13 protein-coding genes are annotated in these 17,309 nt (G+C 47.3%); 6 read left to right on the forward strand and 7 right to left on the reverse strand.

Annotated features, from left to right (window positions below; translation table 11 throughout):
* Positions 1 to 12: 12 nt before the first annotated feature.
* Entirely contained in the window at positions 13 to 3,066 is a 3,054-nt protein-coding gene (locus tag PRUB_RS25845) for an efflux RND transporter permease subunit (RefSeq protein WP_010381146.1), read from the reverse strand.
* Position 3,067: 1 nt separating this feature from the next.
* Positions 3,068 to 4,153: an efflux RND transporter periplasmic adaptor subunit gene (locus PRUB_RS25850; protein ID WP_040644840.1), complete on the reverse strand. Its 1,086-nt coding sequence runs from the start codon at positions 4,151 to 4,153 to the stop codon at positions 3,068 to 3,070.
* Positions 4,154 to 4,243: 90 nt separating this feature from the next.
* Here PRUB_RS25850 and PRUB_RS25855 point away from each other — a divergent pair, with 90 nt between their 5' ends.
* The 5 genes from PRUB_RS25855 to PRUB_RS25875 all read left to right on the forward strand — a co-directional run bounded on the left by PRUB_RS25855 (position 4,244) and on the right by PRUB_RS25875 (position 8,333).
* Positions 4,244 to 5,140, forward strand: coding sequence for a LysR family transcriptional regulator (locus PRUB_RS25855; RefSeq protein WP_010381150.1), 897 nt, complete (start codon positions 4,244 to 4,246; stop codon positions 5,138 to 5,140).
* Positions 5,124 to 5,441, forward strand: a complete 318-nt coding sequence (locus PRUB_RS25860) for an MGMT family protein (RefSeq protein ID WP_010381152.1) — start codon at positions 5,124 to 5,126, stop codon at positions 5,439 to 5,441. The genes PRUB_RS25855 and PRUB_RS25860 overlap by 17 nt, the downstream gene beginning before the upstream one ends.
* A 34-nt stretch (positions 5,442 to 5,475) precedes the next feature.
* Positions 5,476 to 6,447 carry a YbgA family protein gene (locus PRUB_RS25865; RefSeq protein ID WP_010381153.1) on the forward strand — a complete coding sequence of 324 codons (972 nt, stop codon included), beginning with the start codon at positions 5,476 to 5,478 and terminating at the stop codon, positions 6,445 to 6,447.
* Positions 6,447 to 7,826 (forward strand): deoxyribodipyrimidine photo-lyase, encoded by a 1,380-nt coding sequence (gene phrB / locus PRUB_RS25870; protein WP_010381155.1) that lies wholly within the window; start codon positions 6,447 to 6,449, stop codon positions 7,824 to 7,826. Before PRUB_RS25865 ends, phrB begins: the two co-directional genes overlap by 1 nt.
* 231 nt (positions 7,827 to 8,057) lie before the next feature.
* Positions 8,058 to 8,333, forward strand: coding sequence for an HU family DNA-binding protein (locus PRUB_RS25875; RefSeq protein ID WP_010381157.1), 276 nt, complete (start codon positions 8,058 to 8,060; stop codon positions 8,331 to 8,333).
* 45 nt (positions 8,334 to 8,378) lie between these two features.
* On the opposite strand, the gene ilvN is transcribed toward PRUB_RS25875, so the two are convergent.
* Positions 8,379 to 8,876: an acetolactate synthase small subunit gene (gene ilvN / locus PRUB_RS25880; protein WP_010381158.1), complete on the reverse strand. Its 498-nt coding sequence runs from the start codon at positions 8,874 to 8,876 to the stop codon at positions 8,379 to 8,381.
* Positions 8,876 to 10,597: an acetolactate synthase 3 large subunit gene (locus PRUB_RS25885; RefSeq protein WP_010381159.1), complete on the reverse strand. Its 1,722-nt coding sequence runs from the start codon at positions 10,595 to 10,597 to the stop codon at positions 8,876 to 8,878. Before PRUB_RS25885 ends, ilvN begins: the two co-directional genes overlap by 1 nt.
* Before the next feature lie 402 nt (positions 10,598 to 10,999).
* Between PRUB_RS25885 and PRUB_RS25890 the strand changes: the two genes are divergently transcribed.
* The gene (locus PRUB_RS25890; protein ID WP_010381160.1) at positions 11,000 to 13,948 is read left to right on the forward strand and encodes an immune inhibitor A domain-containing protein; all 2,949 of its coding nucleotides are present in this window, start codon (positions 11,000 to 11,002) and stop codon (positions 13,946 to 13,948) included.
* 32 nt (positions 13,949 to 13,980) lie between these two features.
* Here the strand turns inward: PRUB_RS25890 and PRUB_RS25895 are convergent, their stop codons facing one another.
* The 3 genes from PRUB_RS25895 to PRUB_RS25905 form a co-directional block, all read right to left on the reverse strand.
* Complete coding sequence (locus tag PRUB_RS25895) at positions 13,981 to 14,988, reverse strand: isocitrate dehydrogenase (protein WP_010381161.1); 1,008 nt, start codon at positions 14,986 to 14,988, stop codon at positions 13,981 to 13,983.
* A 200-nt stretch (positions 14,989 to 15,188) separates the two neighbouring features.
* A complete protein-coding gene (locus PRUB_RS25900; protein WP_010381162.1) occupies positions 15,189 to 16,874 on the reverse strand; it encodes a hypothetical protein in 1,686 nt (561 codons plus the stop codon).
* On the reverse strand, positions 16,871 to 17,257 hold the full coding sequence (locus PRUB_RS25905) for a DUF3192 domain-containing protein (RefSeq protein WP_021032825.1): 387 nt from the start codon (positions 17,255 to 17,257) through the stop codon (positions 16,871 to 16,873). Before PRUB_RS25905 ends, PRUB_RS25900 begins: the two co-directional genes overlap by 4 nt.
* Between the last annotated feature and the right edge of the window lie 52 nt (positions 17,258 to 17,309).

Here is a 17,309-nt window from a genome sequence, read left to right on the forward strand (position 1 = left end):
GCGGCCCTTTTGCTATTTGGGTGCGGTTACTTTGAAGAACAAACAGTAGATTACGGGAAGCACTATCAAAGTGAGCACGGTGGCAAAACCCAGACCAAACATAATGGTCACTGCCATGGATTTAAAAAATACATCGAACAGCAGTGGGATCATACCTAAAATGGTTGTCACGGCCGCCATAGACACGGGCCGTACACGACTAACCCCGGAATCAAACACGGCCTGATAGGGGGCTTTTCCGCTATCCAGTTCCAGATTGATTTGATCCATCAATACAATGCCATTTTTAATTAACATGCCAGACAGACTGAGCAATCCCAGCAGTGCCATAAAGCTGAATGGTGCCTGAAATATGACCAGACCCGCGGTTACGCCAATAATTGCCAGTGGCACAGTGCTCCAGATGACCAATGGTTTACGCACTGAATTAAATAGCAGCACCGTGATGATAAACATGGATAAGTATCCGAGCGGAAGTGAGCCAAAAATGGCTTTTTGTGCTTTGCTGGATGACTCAAACTCACCACCCCATTGCATTTCATAGCCTTGCGGTAACTCGATTGCTTCAATGTCGGCGCGGATCCGGGCAAACAGTTTAGCCGGTGTTTCATTGCCGATCACATCATGATCTGCCATGACGGTAATTGTGCGTTTGCGATCCCGACGCATGATCAGGCTGTCTTCCCAAATGACTTCAACGTCATCGAGGATCTGGCCCAGCGGCACATATACATTGAGCACAGGGCTGAAAATTTGCAGGTCAACCAGGTTTTCAACGTTGCGACGTTCAACCTCGGGTGCTCTGGCCACAATCGGCAGCATTTTAGTGCCATCCCGATACAAGCCTACTGTGTTGCCCGACACACTTGTCAGCAATAGCTGGTCCAGGTCAGATTTACTGATCCCCAGTCGCCGCGCTTTTTGCTCATTAAAGACAGGCTCAAGTACTTTAGAACGCTGACGCCAGTTATCACGAATATTAAATGCACCGGCGTCTTGTGCCAGACGGTTTTTAGCTTGATCAGCCAGCCTGCGCAGTACTACAGGATCAGGACCAGAGAAACGCGCTTCGATTTTAGCATCTGTCGACGGGCCAATTTCCATGCGCTTGATTTTAAGCTTACCATCTAATTCGTTATGGGCAGCAAACTCGCGTACTTTCGCTATCATAGTCGCAACAGCTTCTCTGTCGCTCACCCGAATGATCAGCTGACCATAGGATGCATATTGCTTTTCCGGGCTGTATGTCAGCATAAATCGGGGGGCGCCCTGACCTATGGTGGTGGTGATCTCCTCAACCAGCTCGTCGGATTGCAAAAATGCTTCCAGCTTTTCCAGATTATCTGCTGTACTGCGAATGTCAGCGCCCTGATAGTGCCAGTAATCGACATAAAACATGGGCGTATTGGAAGCGGGAAAGAACGATTGCTTGACTGACTTAAAGCCAACCATCGCGCAGCCAAGGAGCGCTAGCATCGCGATAACGGTAGTCCAGCGGAATCTCAGACACACGCTGAGCAGCGCTTTGTAAGCGGTAAAAATTATGCCCTGGTAGGGGTCGTCGGTCTCTTTACCTTGCTGAATTTCTTGTTTGAACAACATGTTGGCAAAGAATGGTGTCAGTGTAATGGCAGTAACCCAGCTAAGTAGCAATGAGATCAGCAGTACCCAAAACAGTGAGCCGGCAAATTCACCACTGGCATCTGAACTCAGCCCAATAGGGGCGAAGGCGGTGATCCCTATTACCGTTGCACCTAACAAAGGCCATTTGGTTTGCTCGACAATATTGACCGCTGCTTTTACCTTGCTTTGTCCACGCTTCAGGTTGATTAGGATCCCCTCAGTGACCACAATAGCGTTATCGACCAGCATACCCAGAGCGATGATCAAAGCGCCAAGGGATATACGCTGTAAGTCAATTGCGAACATCTTCATAAAAATAAAGGTGCCAAGAACGGTAAGCAGCAAGATACCGCCTATAAGAATGCCACTTTTAACACCCATAAAGATCAACAGCACGACAATGACGATGGCAACGGCTTCAAGCAAGCTGACAATAAATCCGTCTACGGACTTTTCTACTTCCTTGGGTTGGTTGTAAACGGTGTGGACCGACATGCCATGGGGGCGTTGATATTCCAGTGAGGTCAGGTGCTTTTCTATTGCCTTACCGACTTCTACCACGTTAACCCCCGAGCTGAAGGAAATACCCAGGAGCAAAGATTGATCACGATTGTAACGGGTGATATGCGTTGGGATCTCAGCATACTCACGTTTTACGGTGGCAACATCGCCTAAATAGATGAGCTCTTTGGCACCGGGTTTAGAAATCAGCAAGTCCTCAAGTTCAGAAACCTGACTGAACTCACCGGTAGGGTGAATCCGAATAGACTCGTCGCCAACGCGTATTTTTCCCGCGTTAGATACGCTGTTTTGGGTCTGCAGCAGTGAAAAAATGCGGTTGTGAGATATCCCTAACTGTGACAGTTTTTGACTCGAGATTTCAACAATGACCTGCGCTTGTTGCTCTCCAGCGATGGTCACTTTACTGACACCATCGACCAGAACCAACTCACGTTTTAGATAATCAACGTATTCTTTTAGTTCTTCATAGGAATAGCCATCACCCGTCACGGCATATAACACGCCATACACGTCCGCAAAGTCATCCATTACTTTGGGCGTGAATACGCCGGGGGGCAGATCTGGCTTGAGATCGTTTATCTTCCGCCTTAATTCGTCCCAGATCTGTTTCAGGTCTTCCTTCCGGTAGGTACTTTTCATCTCTACCGTGATCTGTGATTGGCCCGGTGACGAGATTGAGGTAACGTAATCCACGTAAGGCAGGCTCTGGATGGCATTCTCTATGGGATAGGTGACTTCTTCCTCAACCTGTTGCGGTGATGCACCTGGATATACTGTGATCACCATGGCTTTTTTGAGTGTAAACTCCGGATCTTCCAGTTGCCCCAGGCCAAAATACGAAACCGTGCCTGCTAAAAGCAACAGCAGTGCGAACATCGCACTGATCACCTTATTTTCAATAGACCATTTGGCAAGACTCATTTTACAGGCCTCGCTCTTTGGTCCATGGGCGTACTTTCAGGCCTTCACTAAGGTGATGAACACCGGCTGAGACAACGACATCGCCGGGCTTTAATCCACTTTTTATTTCAAAACCTTGCTGGCGCAGCTGACCGGGCTGGACAGCTCGTTTAGACACCAGCTGGGTCTTGGGATCGTAAATCCAGACGTAGTGATTGCCTTTAGCTGCTTGCGTTTGATCAGAAAATACCGCTTCGTTCGGCACTATGATTTCCGAGGTGTTGTGGTTGGTTATCTTGCTGGGGTCGACATAAACATGACCTGTCATCCCGGCGAGCAAATTAAAGTCTTCAGGAATAGGCAGCGAAAAGACAACCTTATAGGTAAGCGTCGCAGGATCGGCTTGGGTATCCCACTCTTTTATATTTAGCAGATAGGATTTATCCGGGTAACCGTCAAAAATAACGGTTGGATGATATTCGAGATCTTTATTAACCCGGGCAACTAATTTTTCAGGCACCTGGATGACCACGTCCATACGATCACGCGTCTCAAGGCGTAAAATATTCTGTTTTGCGACTATGTTTTCAAAGTTCTTAACGAAAACTTTGGCAATCGTACCGCCGAATGGGGCTCTGAGCTCGCTATTTTGCAGATTGGTTTGCGCTATTTTGAATGCTGATTCAGCAACTTGTTCGTTTGCCAGTGCTTGGTCATATTCGGCTTTGCTGGCAATAGACTTTTTATATAAAGACTCAATGCGGTTAAGCTGAGCAACTGCGAGCTCAAATTGGGCTTTACGTTGCTGATACTGGAGTTCGAAGTCTTCCGGGTCGAGTTTCGCCAGAAGTTGCCCCTTTTGCACTTCCTGGCCGGCCAACACAGGAAACTCAATCAGCTCGCCATTGACTCGAAAAGCAAGGTAAGACCCCTGGTTAGCAACAACTTCGGCTGGAAAACTGCGCAATTGGCTGGCTTGTGGGTCAGACACTGTATGTAGTTTAACTGGACGAACGACTTGACTTGTAGTGGTTTGCTGTGTGGCATCCTGACATGCGGATAATAACAACAAGGTTGGCAAAAAGAGTGCGAGTTTATTCACCAAAATTACTCCCTCATACTAAAACTTAGTGCAGGATAATGAATTTGGTCATAAAATAAAAATTATTAAAACTTTGGTATAAAATAAATTTTATTTATGAAGTTGGCTGATATTCAAGTACTCGACGCCGTCGCAAATGCTCAAAGCCTGAGCGAGGCGGCAAAACGTCTATATAAATCACAGCCCGCAGTCACACAAGCGTTAAAGCGTCTGTCTGACGAACTGGGCTTTGCTTTGGTAACCCGTGAAGATTATCGGATCCGGCTTACCGAGCAGGGGAAGCGTTTCCACCAGCACGCTCAAAAGCTGCTGGAGCATCATAATCATTTAAAAGGCCTGGCGGATGAGTTCTCTCAGGGCAATGAAGCGAAATTTCGCATTTGCTATGAACCTATGTGTCACCACGAAACGTATAACGCACAGATTAGCAGCACTTTTAAGCAATTTCCTTCGACTGAACTCGTGATTTCCAGCGGCCGACGCTTTGTTGCGCTGGAGCAGGTAAACACCGGCGCCGCTGATTTAGGAATTGGACCCTGGTTTGATTTGTTCTATGCCACTGGCGAGTTGGAATCAATCGCGATTGGCGAAACCAAGCTTGGTGTCGTAGCCAAACGTGGTTTGTTGCCTAAGCGTATGTACTATGATGAGTTGAGTTTATATCCCTGTTTGGCAATGGTAGAGAGTGGTTTCGATTTCGACAGCGAGAGGCTGGCTTATTCACGTGGATTACATATTATGAAGCTGGATGATGTAAGTACTATTAAACTATTCTTATCTCAGGGGGTCGGGTTTGCCCTTACCAGCCTCAACACTTGCCGGCAGGAATTGGAAAGCGGCGAGTTGGAGCGCATTGAGATCATAGACAGACAGCATGAGTTCACAGCAGCAATTCACGCTTTTCGTCGCCATCAGAGTCACTATGGCCCAGTTGGCCGACACTTGTGGCAACAGTTCACAGCATTAGGAGCGCAGTTTGCAAGAGGAAACTAAAGAGGAATTCAGAGCCAGGGTGTTTACGCTGATAGGCGCCATTCCGGTTGGAAATGTCGCAACATACGGGCAAATTGCCGGGCTGGCCGGCGCACCTAAGCATGCCCGGGCAGTTGGCTACCTGTTAAAGCACTTACCGGCAGGATCGAGTTTGCCGTGGCACAGAGTGATTAACAGTCAGGGAAAAATTTCTTTTCCTCCCGAGAGCAGTAAGTTTATCGAGCAGAGTCAACTATTACGCTTAGAAGGAGTGAAGGTACAGGGTGGCAAAATTGCCTTACGTCAGTACCAGTGGTGCTAAATCTATCCGTCATTTTTGAGTTATGGAGAGAGCAATGATAGAGCAAGCTTTTAACTTCAACAGCCCCATAAAAATAGGGATCAGTGCGTGCCTTGCCGGAGACAAAGTCCGTTTTGATTCAGGGCATAAACGTAGCAATTTTTGTATGGATGAACTGGCGCAGTACGTGGAGTATGTGCGCTTTTGTCCAGAGGTAGCTATCGGATTACCTATCCCACGAAAAACCATCCGTCAGGTCAGAGTAAAGGACATTATCAAAGTTGGTCCTGCACACAGTGATGAGGACTATGCTCCCGATTTGGCTGAATATGGGAAAAAGGTGTCTGAGGACCATGGTGATCAGCTGTCTGGTTATATCTTTTGTGCGAAAAGCCCCAGTTGCGGTATGGAGCGGGTTAAGATCTACAACGAGGCAGAGACAGGTAATACGTCCGAAGGGGTAGGTATATTTGCCGAGCAGATCATGGCGCGCAACCCGTTGTTGCCTTGTGAGGAAAATGGCCGTCTGAATGATATGCATCTGAGAGAAAATTTTGTGATGCGGGTCTACGTATACAAGAGCTGGCAAGAACTGGTGGTTACCAATCCTGGCTTACATGATTTGACTAATTTCCATGCCCGTCATAAGTACTTGCTGATGAGCCATAATTACGAGGCCTATCGTGATCTCGGCAGGCTGTTGGCAGAGGGTAAAGGGGTCGCGCTTGATGAACTTAGAAAGACGTACATCAGCGGTTTGATGGAGGCGTTGTCGAGCCCGGCAAGGCGCAAGGACCAGGCTAACACTTTATCGCACTTACAGGGGTATTTTAAGAAAGTACTGGGTAAGGTCGAAAAACAGGAGCTGTGCCGGGCGATTGATGACTATCGCATTGGTCAGGTTCCTCTACAGGTCCCACTTACCTTGTTGCGACACCATTTGATCATGCACCCCAATGACTACCTGATGCAGCAAGTCTATTTTCACCCTTATCCTAACGAGCTTAAACTGAGGTTCGCGATTTAATGTCTACATTGTTTTGGTTTCGGCGTGATTTGCGCGTTTTTGGCAACGAAGCGCTTATAGCTGCGGTTGAAAATGGTGCGCGCGATGCACTCTTTTTGGTGTGTGAGCAGCAATGGCAAGCGCACAATGCAGCACCTGTACAGGTTGATTTACTTAAGCGGCGGGTTATTTGGCTAGGGCATAAACTGGCAGAGTTGGGTATTCGCCTGCACGTGCTAGATGCGGGTGATTTTACTCAAGTGCCCGCAGTGGTGTCTCAGTTTTGTCAGGCAAACGGCGTTGCGCAGGTTTACGCTAACCGTGAGTATGAAGTAAATGAACAAGACCGAGATAACGCTTGTCAGCAAGCCGGTGTGCAATTGCAATTATTTGATGGCGATTTGATTGCCCCACCGGGCAGTGTAACGACGGCCAGCAATGAGATGTACAAAGTGTTTACGCCGTTTAAAAAGGCCTGGCTTAAACAGTATGAGCAACAGCACTTTTACCTGCCCGGCTGGCCTGAGATAAACGCAGCTCCATTTGAATGGGAAGCCCCAGAGATACTCAAAGGGGAGGGTGTTTCAGATAAATGGCCTGTTGACGATGAAACCCTGGTAAAAGTTGTACAGGCGTTTATTCAGGAAAAAATGGTCGATTACAAAGCCAATCGGGATTTTCCTGGTGTCAAAGGCACCTCTGGGCTCAGTCCTTACCTGGCATTAGGAATTGTGTCAGTAAAGCAGCTATTAGCAGAAAGCCAGCTCCATTTTGCCGATCTGTTGCAGATGACCAGTGCACCAGCGTTTAGCTGGATCAATGAGTTGATTTGGCGCGAGTTCTACCGACATCTTATCTGCGCTTATCCAAAGTTATGCAAAGGGGCTAACTTTAACGAAAAGTATGATCACGTTGACTGGCAACAGGACGATGCCCACTTTAAAGCGTGGTGCGAGGGCAATACAGGTTACCCTATTGTCGACGCCGCAATGCGACAGCTTAACCAGACCGGGTGGATGCATAATCGTTTACGTATGATTGTAGCGAGCTTCTTAACCAAGCATTTGCTTATAGACTGGCGTAAGGGCGAGCACTACTTTATGAGCAAGCTGATCGACGGTGATTTGGCAAGCAACAATGGTGGCTGGCAATGGGCTGCCAGTACTGGGTGTGATGCACAGCCTTATTTTCGGATCTTTAACCCTATCAGCCAAAGTGAAAAGTTCGATCCGCAAGGAGATTTCATTCGTAAATTTGTGCCGGAGCTGAGCGAAGTGCCGGCAAAATCGATTCATTTTCCTCACGAATATTTGCAGGCTTTTGGCATAAGTGGGTACATGAAACCGATAGTTGAACACAAAGCCGCCCGTGAGAGAGCGCTCGCTGCGTTTAAGGTTTAACCTATGGTTGATGTTTCCCTTCGGCTCAGGTTTGACGCGGGGTGAGACGTGGTGCATGAAAAGTGAGCAAAAAGTGGGTGTTTTTGTGCCCGTTATGATTACATCCCCGTCAGATAAGGCGAAATAGCGTAAATATTTTAGTTAAAACGGGATTTTAGGCTTGCACAAAGAAAAAAAATGGATAACCATAGAATCCGCTTCGGCAAATTATAAAAACATAGGAATTATACAATGAATAAAGCTCAACTAGTTGAAAAGATGGCGGCTGACGCTGAGATCTCAAAAGCTGCAGCGACACGCGCGCTGGAAGCATTCACTGGTGCTGTAACTCAGTCTCTTAAAGATGGTAACTCAGTGGCACTGGTTGGTTTTGGCACTTTCTCTGTAAAAGAGCGTGCAGCGCGTACGGGTCGTAACCCGCAAACTGGCGCTGAAATCCAAATTCCAGCGGCAAATATCCCTTCTTTTAAAGCGGGTAAAGGCCTTAAAGACCAGGTTAATCCTTAATAGAAAAAGGGGCTTAAGCCCCTTTTTTTAGCACCCTACATTTTATTATCCCTTGAGTGCTTTATCTCCTCTTCCTATTCCCACAGTACCAGAACGAACCACCTCTATAATATCGCTCTCGTGTCTAAGCATATCCAGAAATGACGCTATCTTGTCGCTGCTGCTGGCCAGCTGAACGGTATAGCTGCGTTTACCCATGTCCAGTATGGTACCCCCAAATACGTCTGTAACACGCGTCACAGAGGCTCTGGTTTGCTCATTACCCGCGAATACTTTGGCCAGTAACAGTTCTCTTTCGATGTGGCTGGAGTCTGTTAAGTCAATGATCTTAAGCACATCAACCAGCTTGTTTACTTGTTTGGTTATTTGTTCGACCACGCGGTCGTCACCCTGAGTTGTAATGGTGATCCGCGATAGCGTTGTGTCGTCGGTTGTGCCCACCGTCAGGCTGTCGATGTTGTATGCGCGTTGAGAAAATAACCCCACTATGCGAGACAAAGCACCCGGCTCGTTTTCTAGTAATATAGATAAGATTCTGCGCATTATGCTTTTACTCCCTTTTTCAGCCACATATCATCGATGGCGCCTAGTTTGATTTGCATCGGATAAACGTGTTCATTTTCGTCCACTCGAATATCAAGGAACACCAGTCTGTCGGTAATGGAAAATGCTCTGTCCAGTGCATCGTCCAGTTCATCAGGGTGATCTACTCGGATCCCAACGTGGCCATAACTTTCGGCCAAAGCCACAAAATCTGGCAGAGATTCCATATAAGAGCTGGAGTGGCGTCCACCGTACATCATATCCTGCCATTGTCTAACCATGCCCAGAGAGCGGTTGTTTAAAGAGACTATTTTGACATTCAGGCCGTACTGAAGACAGGTAGAAAGCTCCTGAATGTTCATTTGTATAGAGCCATCTCCCGTAACGCATACGACGTCAGCATCAGGGTAGGCAACTTTTACGCCCATTGCAGCGGGCAGGCCAAAGCCCATGGTGCCGAGGCCGCCTGAATTGATCCATTGTCTTGGGTTTTTAAACGGATAATATTGCGCTGCAAACATCTGGTGCTGGCCAACATCTGAACTGACATAGGCATTGCCCTGAGTAACCTTGTATAGCTTCTCTATAACCGTTTGCGGTTTAATTACGTTGCTTTGTACATCGTAGGCCAAACAGCGTTGTTCACGCCATGCCGTGATCTGTTGCCACCAGGATTCTTGAGCCGCTCTGTCGATACGTAGCGCGCTTTTTTCTATGGCGCTTTGTAATTGCGAAAGTACGGTTTCCAGGCTGCCAACGACGGGAATGTGCGCCTGAATTGTTTTTGAGATCGAAGTGGGGTCAACATCGACATGGACTATGGTCGCATCCGGGCAAAACTTTTTGACGTTATTGGTTACCCGATCATCAAATCGTGCACCTAATGCCAGTATCACGTCAGCGTTGGCCATCGCTTTGTTAGCTTCCAATGAGCCGTGCATGCCCAACATACCGACAAAGTTTGGATGTGTGCCGCTGATCCCACCCAAACCCATCAGGGTGTTAGTAATGGGCGCGTTTAGGGTCTCAACCAGTTCAGTTAGTTGCTCAGAGGTATTGGAAAGAATGATACCGCCCCCTGAATATACAACCAGGCGCTTGGCCCCTAGAATCGCATCGACCGCTTTTTTGATCTGACGCGAATGCCCTTTAGAGCTTGGGCTATAAGTGCGCATATCAATTCGGGCGGGCATTTCGTAGGTGTATTTAAGTTGCGGGTTGAGAATGTCTTTGGGCAATTCAACGACGACAGGACCTGGTCTGCCAGAACTTGCCAGATAAAAAGCTTTTGCCAGTACAGTCGGGATCTGCTGAGCGTCACGGCAGTTAAAACTGTGTTTAACAATTGGACGGGAACAGCCGACAATGTCTGTTTCCTGGAATGCATCGTCGCCGATTAAATTAGACGGTACCTGGCCTGACAATACAACCATAGGGATACTATCCATGTAGGCTGTGGCAATGCCTGTTACACAGTTGGTCGCACCCGGACCGGATGTGGCCAGCACGACCCCGGTCTTTCCGGTACTTCTGGCGTAGCCGTCGGCCATATGCGTTGCTGCCTGTTCGTGTCTCACCAGAATATGTTCGATGTCATCTTGTGCAAATAGTGCATCATAGAGATCTAATACCGATCCGCCCGGATAGCCAAATATATAGTCAACATCGAGTTCGGTCAGTGCCTTAACTACCAGCTCTGAGCCATTAAATTGCTCATTCATTACCTCATTCCTCAGCAAAATTTAAATTAAAGGCAAAAAAAAACCCCGCTGGTGCGGGGTCTGTGCAAACGTTCGCTCACAACGGCCCCGCCGGACTTATCACTAAGACCAGTACGAGTACCACAACTGTGAAGAATAGAGTTTGCATGTTTAATGTCTGCGTAAAAGTTTAATCTGATGTTCTTTATTTAAAGGCTTATATGCGGCAGTGTCAAGGCTCAAAGATAAACAAAGTGCATTAATCTGCCTTTTTGGTGTTTTAAATATTGAAATGTAGTATTTCATTGTGTTTATTTGTGGTTTGGGTGAATAATTAATGCGTTTTTTGGTGGCTGTACGAGGTTAGAAATATCTTCTGCAACCTGCTACTATCGTGAACACAATCGCATTGGGTAAATCAGTATGAAATTCAGTCTTTTAGTTCTTCTTTTTATCGTTGTTGCAGCGCCTGTATCAGCGTTACAGCTGGATCAACAGCAACTGCGGTTTTGGCTCGAAAAGCGCGAAGGAAGAGGTTTTTCTGATTATGAGGCCAGACAAAAAATTTCGGATTATCTGGATGGATTTCAAAGCCCAGTTTTGCGTGTCCCATTTAATGGCAAGCAATCGGCTAAATCCGTGGCTTTGCGTGGTTATCAGGCTGTATCTTCAGAATCGATACAAGGGGCAAAAATCCTGGCTATTCTGGTCGATTTTCCTGATTTGCTCAATGATGATAATCGTCTGGAGCAGGGTGACTCGGACATGTTCTACGCTCAGTATCCGAGTAGTCATTACAGGCAGCTCATTTTCTCAGGTCAGGGGTTTAGTGGGCCTGACGGACAGCTATTAACCAGTGCCCATCAGTATTATCAGCAAGCCTCCGGGGGAAGTTTTGCACTGTCAGGAGACGTCTTTGGCTGGATCACGGCAGCCAAGAATGCGAGCTATTACGGACAAAGAGTGGGAGCCCGGCGTGATAGCAGGGTGGCTGAATTGATTAAAGAAGCAGTTGAGTCGGCAGTTGAACGTTATGGCATTAACCTCAGTGACTATGATTTAACGGATTTAAGTGATCGTGATGGTGATGGAATTGTGAATGAGCCTGATGGCGTTGTTGATCACATCATGGTATTTCACTCCAGCATTGGAGAGGAAGCGGGTGGCGGAGTGTTGGGCACTGACGCCATATGGTCCCATCGCTTTGTGGTTGCAGAAGACGGTTATACCCCTGTCGCTATTGCAAATAGCGACATACGCATCCACAACTACACTGTTAATCCGCTTGATGCGAGTATGGGTGTAGTAGTGCATGAGTTTGGTCATGAACTTGGGCTCATAGACGAGTATGACCTCAACAGCAGTGCGATTGGCGAACCTGTGGCCAATTGGTCGGTAATGTCCAGTGGTAACTGGTTAGGGTCGTTACGCGGCTCACAACCTGTTTCATTCTCTCCTCGTAACCTGGAAAGGTTGCAGCAAAAGTTTGGCGGAACCTGGGTTAATCAAACTCAGTTACAGCTATCACAGTTAATCCAGGGCCACCAGGCCAGCATCAGTCATGTTGGTGAATATACGGGTGAAACCGATCAGCTCAAAGTCATATTGCCAGCCAGTTTTGAGTATATTGGCGAACCTATATCCGGACAATATCAGTATTATTCCGGTCAGGGGAACGATAAGTTAAACACCGCCAGCATGACGCTCACATTACCTGCATCAGCAGATCTGTCACTGACAATGCTTGCTCGTTTTGATATGGAGAGTGGCTATGATTTCTTTCAGGTAAAGGCCAACCAGGCACCGCTTGTGGGCAATTATACTAAAGCGCAGCATCCGATTTATCCGACTGTGACCCACTATATTGATGGCCACAGCGGACAAGTAACGGGTGGCACGGATGGCAGTGAAGTAATTGAATTAAGTTATTCACTCGCAGCATATGCCGGTCAGACAGTAACTCTGGAATTTCTTTACCAAACCGACAGTGTCGAATATGGCTTTGGTATATTGCTGGATGATATCTCAGTCGTAGATGGTGAAAACACCATCGCGCTGGCAGATGCGGAGTCATCAGAGCAGTTGTCTGTAAACGGTTTTAACAGAATTGGCCGCTATCGCGAAGGGTTAGGGCAGGCTTATTATCTGCAACTCAGGTCTCATCTGGGGATTGATGCTGGCTTACAAGGTGCCAGCTATGCACCAGGGGTACTTGTGTGGTACGCCAATGAAAATATTGAAAATAACTCGGTTTCTTTGCGCCCAGGTGAAGGTAAAATTCTGGTCGTTGATAATGATCAGCAGATCATACCTGGTGCGAATGGCTTTAGCCCAGCAGCCACCCGGATCCAGTTAAGAGACGCAACACTGAGGTTACAGGATCAGCCCGCAGGGCTTGGTGACACGCAGTTGCAGGCCATCCCTGCGTTTAGTGACAGCCAGGACTATAGCCATCCACAGCAACCGGTTTCCGGGGTTGTTTTACCGGAACATGGTGTAACAATTGAATTGCTCGAAGTGAGTGAGCAGTATCAGCAAGCACAGTTACAATTAACCGCCGCCACGGAGCCTAAGATTGTTGCCAGGACAGAGGGGCTGAAAGTGAACTTTTCTGTCTCCGGGTTGCCTTTGGACACCTTAGATACATATGAATGGCAATTTGGTGACGGTAACAGCAGTCAGTTCCTTACAGCGGCGCATCAATACAGTAGCGAAGGGGTCTATACGGTTGTATTTACCCAAACAAATGCGGCTGGCGAAGTCCGCTCTGTTAATCAGCAAGTGACCCTGGCGGCTGCGCTGGAACTACTCGATACTGACATCACTGACGATAATGGAAACATTTTGGCCAGTGTGTCCTATCGTGGTGGAGTATCACCTGTGGCAATTCGCTGGGATCTCGGCGACGGTACACTGTTGAATGGTGCAGAGATCCAGCATCAGTATGAGCTGTCAGGCCGCTACCGGATAGTGGTATCGCTGGAGGATGCCAATGGCAGCATAGTAAGTGAATCAATAGACACAAGCGTTACAGTCCCCCTGATTGGAGAGATTAACGTATCACAAAGTGGCTTAACCGCCAGCTACAGCGTTTCAATCCGTGGTGGGTCAGGTAATTATTCAGTGAACTGGACGTTTGGAGATGGTCAGGAAGGTATAGGTGGGGTTATTAGTCACACTTATCAGAATGCAGGTAGTTATCAGGTGAGCGCGACAGTAACGGATCTTGATGACAGCCAACAAATAACGGTAACAGCAGATGCAACGCTTTCCATTGCGACCAAAGGAGAACAGGAAAGTGGTGCGGGCAGTTTGTTGTGGCTAAGTGTGTTATTAATGATGGTGATTCAGATAAGAAAACGCCCTGCTTAAGCTGGGCGTTGGTTGTTACTTTCGCAGAGCGGTTACAGGCGCTCGATAACTGCTTGTGTGAAGTCAGTTGTGCCGTGGTTGCCACCCAGGTCACGTGTTGTACGATCACCAGATTTGATAACGTCAGCCACTGCATTGCGGATTTTGTCTGCAGTTTCGCCCATATCAAGGTATTCAAGCATTTGAATTGAAGCCAGAATAACCGAAGTCGGGTTAGCCAGGTTTTTACCTGCGATGTCTGGTGCACTACCGTGTACCGCTTCGAAGATCGCTGCGTTTTCACCAATGTTTGCACCTGGCGCCATGCCCAGGCCGCCAACGAGACCTGCACACAGGTCAGAAATGATGTCACCAAACAGGTTGGTAGTTACAACAACGTCAAACTCTTCAGGCGTCATGACCAGTTTCATACAGGTTGCATCAACGATCATTTCAGCTGATTCGATGTCAGGGAAGCGCTCACCTACTTCACGTGCAACTTTTAGGAATAAGCCTGATGTTGATTTCAGGATATTGGCTTTGTGAACCGCAGTAACTTTTTTGCGGCCTTCACGTTGTGCAAGCTCATAAGCAAAGGTGACAATCTTTTCAGCGCCTTCACGAGTGATTTTAGACATTGCCTCGGCTTCGCTGCCATCTTCAGACACAACCTGACCAAGGCCTGAGTACATGCCCTGAGTGTTTTCACGTACAGTGATAATGTCGATGTCATCGTAGCGAGCTTTGGTGCCTTCAAATGATTTTACCGGGCGAACATTGGCATACAGACCAAAGTGCTTACGCAGTGTTACATTGATAGAAGTAAACCCTTCGCCTACTGGTGTTGTAAGCGGTCCCTTAAGCGTAATTTTGTTGCGCTCAATGGCGTCTAGCGTTTCAGGAGGCAGCAGCTCACCCGTTTTTTCCAGTGCTGCAAGTCCTGCGTCAACGTACTCGTAGTCGAATTCGCAGCCTGCTGCATTTAAAATTTCAATTGCCGAGTCGATGATGCTTGGACCGATGCCGTCGCCACGGATCACCGTGATAGTTTGCTTAGCCATTTATGTTTCCTTTATCAAAAGTAAAATCACTGCTCAAAACAGATCTAACTAAGTTTAGTAGACCCGTTCTCGTGATGTTGGTTCGCTTGAAAATTTAAGCGCGTTTTATAGCAATTTATTCATTTATATTCCAGTCAGGAATGAATAAAAGGCATAAATTAAATGAATAGTGGGAATGCATGACATTTATCGCGTAAATATCACTCAATTAAATTATATAAACCAAGAGATTGCAGGTGCGCCAGCAAGGCGTTCAAATCAGGCCATTGGTGTACTTTGGCTTGCTCGTCTAATAGCTGGCGTTGCCAGGCTGATGTTTCGAAGTTGGCATCACAGATCCTCAGTGTCAGCACCTTGACAGCAGCAAAGGTCAAAGATAATCCCTTCAATTTAGATTTTTTGTCAAGCTCTGACTGCTCAAATGCGCGATGGGCTTCACTATTGGCAAAGTGAGTGTGAAAGTACTGCTTGAAGGCTTCTTCATCATATCCGGCAAAGCCGTATAGATGTGCAAGGGAAACCGGATGGGGGTTGGTGTTACATTCACTGGCATGCACGAATCGCTTTATATCAACACTATGTTGCTTGAGCATAAATGCAATGGCCGCGCTGACTGGTGACAGAATGTGCTCATAGTGATGACCATAGTTTTGCTGGATCAGTGCGGCCAGCACCTGAGCAAACAATTGATACTTGTGCCAGATGTCTTTTGCAAAAGGGTGTTTGAGTTGCACAATCAATTGCTCGACCAGCACCCGCTGACATAACAGTGCTGCGGCATCAAGGCCAACCATAGTAAGACAATGACGCAGATTAGCCCCTTTTTGTGCCTCGCGGTTGTACAGTCTGGCGGCTTGAGACAAAGCAGTTTCAATTTCCGGAAATGGCGCTATCGTTTTTTCTATTGCTCTGAAGCTGCTAAAATTCTCACCACCCAACTGTTCAACCACATGCAACGCCTCTGTCATTTGATCTGACGCGGTCGCAAGCGGCTGCGGGGGAATACGGGACCACACCCGGTATAGCAATTGTGTATCTGATACCCGAAACGCATGATAGCGTTGCTGGTGCCGTCTTTGCGTTTTTATTAAACGGGTAATCTTACCCGACTGTATAACAGCAAGGATTGCATGTTTGTCTTCTTCACTGAGTAACAGCGTCTGATGGTCATCATGGCGTTGTATGGCACCTGCCGGGTAGGTAGCAAATTGTCTGGCTAGCAACTGTAAGCTGGTTTGCACAAAGGTATCGGTATTATTTAGGTATAGCTGTTTAATAATAGTGGGTAGCGAAGCGCGCTGGTTCTTTTTCATTAGTGCAACGGCAGCCTGAGTTGCAATAGCAACTAATAAAGTCACATTGTCATACAGTGGCGTGGTGCTCTTACGACTAATTGATAGTTCATAATTGGAGAGCCGCGCGAGGATACGGGTAACCTGAGGCGACTTGAGCTGACCGGTACCGAGCACTTTTACTGCTAATTGATGGCGCAGCCTGAGCTTTTTTGATTCTACTTGTGATAAAGGGCTATCCGCTGCCACTTTGTCATATTCACGGCTGGCACACAGCACACTGGCAAAGCTTGCCGACAAAAGTTCATGAATAATTTGCTCTGTATAACCGTGCGCATAACCGAGCATACAGAGTAATATAGATTGTTTCACCAGCACGTTGGTCGAGTGACGATAGGGCGTTGCAATTAAATGCAGGTGAGCGTGCAGGGCGTTTGGTGCCTGGCGGTACAGGCGGGTGTATTGTTCTGCTAACTGGGTCAGGGTCACATCAATGTGAGGCCAGCTGTCTTTGTCGTAATATAGCGATAACACTGACTCAGATTGAGTCAGGAGTTTGTGAAGTTGTCTTGCGATGTCTTCATTGACTGTCATTCAAAAGCCTTGTCGTACGCTACGATCGCGCCAGCTCCCCAGAGCGTTAGTTTACCATTTTCAAACAGCAGGCCAGTACATTCGTCTTGCGTGGTGATCCCATCCGGTTTTACCAACTGCGTTCTGTAAAACACTATCTGCACCACTCGTTCACCTTCTGACTTTACATAAGTCAGGTCAGGGCTGCCGAGAGTTTCTAATACCTCGTCGAGATCGACAATCATGTCGGGTTTTAGCTTGCTGATATAACGTTTGTTAAAGGCTTCCCGATCCTGCCAGATCATGGCTTGCGGGTCATCTTTATAGAAATTAATGACCAGGTACACTATGACCCCGTATACGGCGAGGCCAAGAAAAACGTATTGTAAAACCTTTTTAATCATTGAAATACACCAAAAACTCCCAAAGCTAGCGTAACGGAAGCGTTGCAACACA

Source organism: Pseudoalteromonas rubra, from assembly GCF_000238295.3.
GTDB classification, from domain to species: domain Bacteria; phylum Pseudomonadota; class Gammaproteobacteria; order Enterobacterales; family Alteromonadaceae; genus Pseudoalteromonas; species Pseudoalteromonas rubra.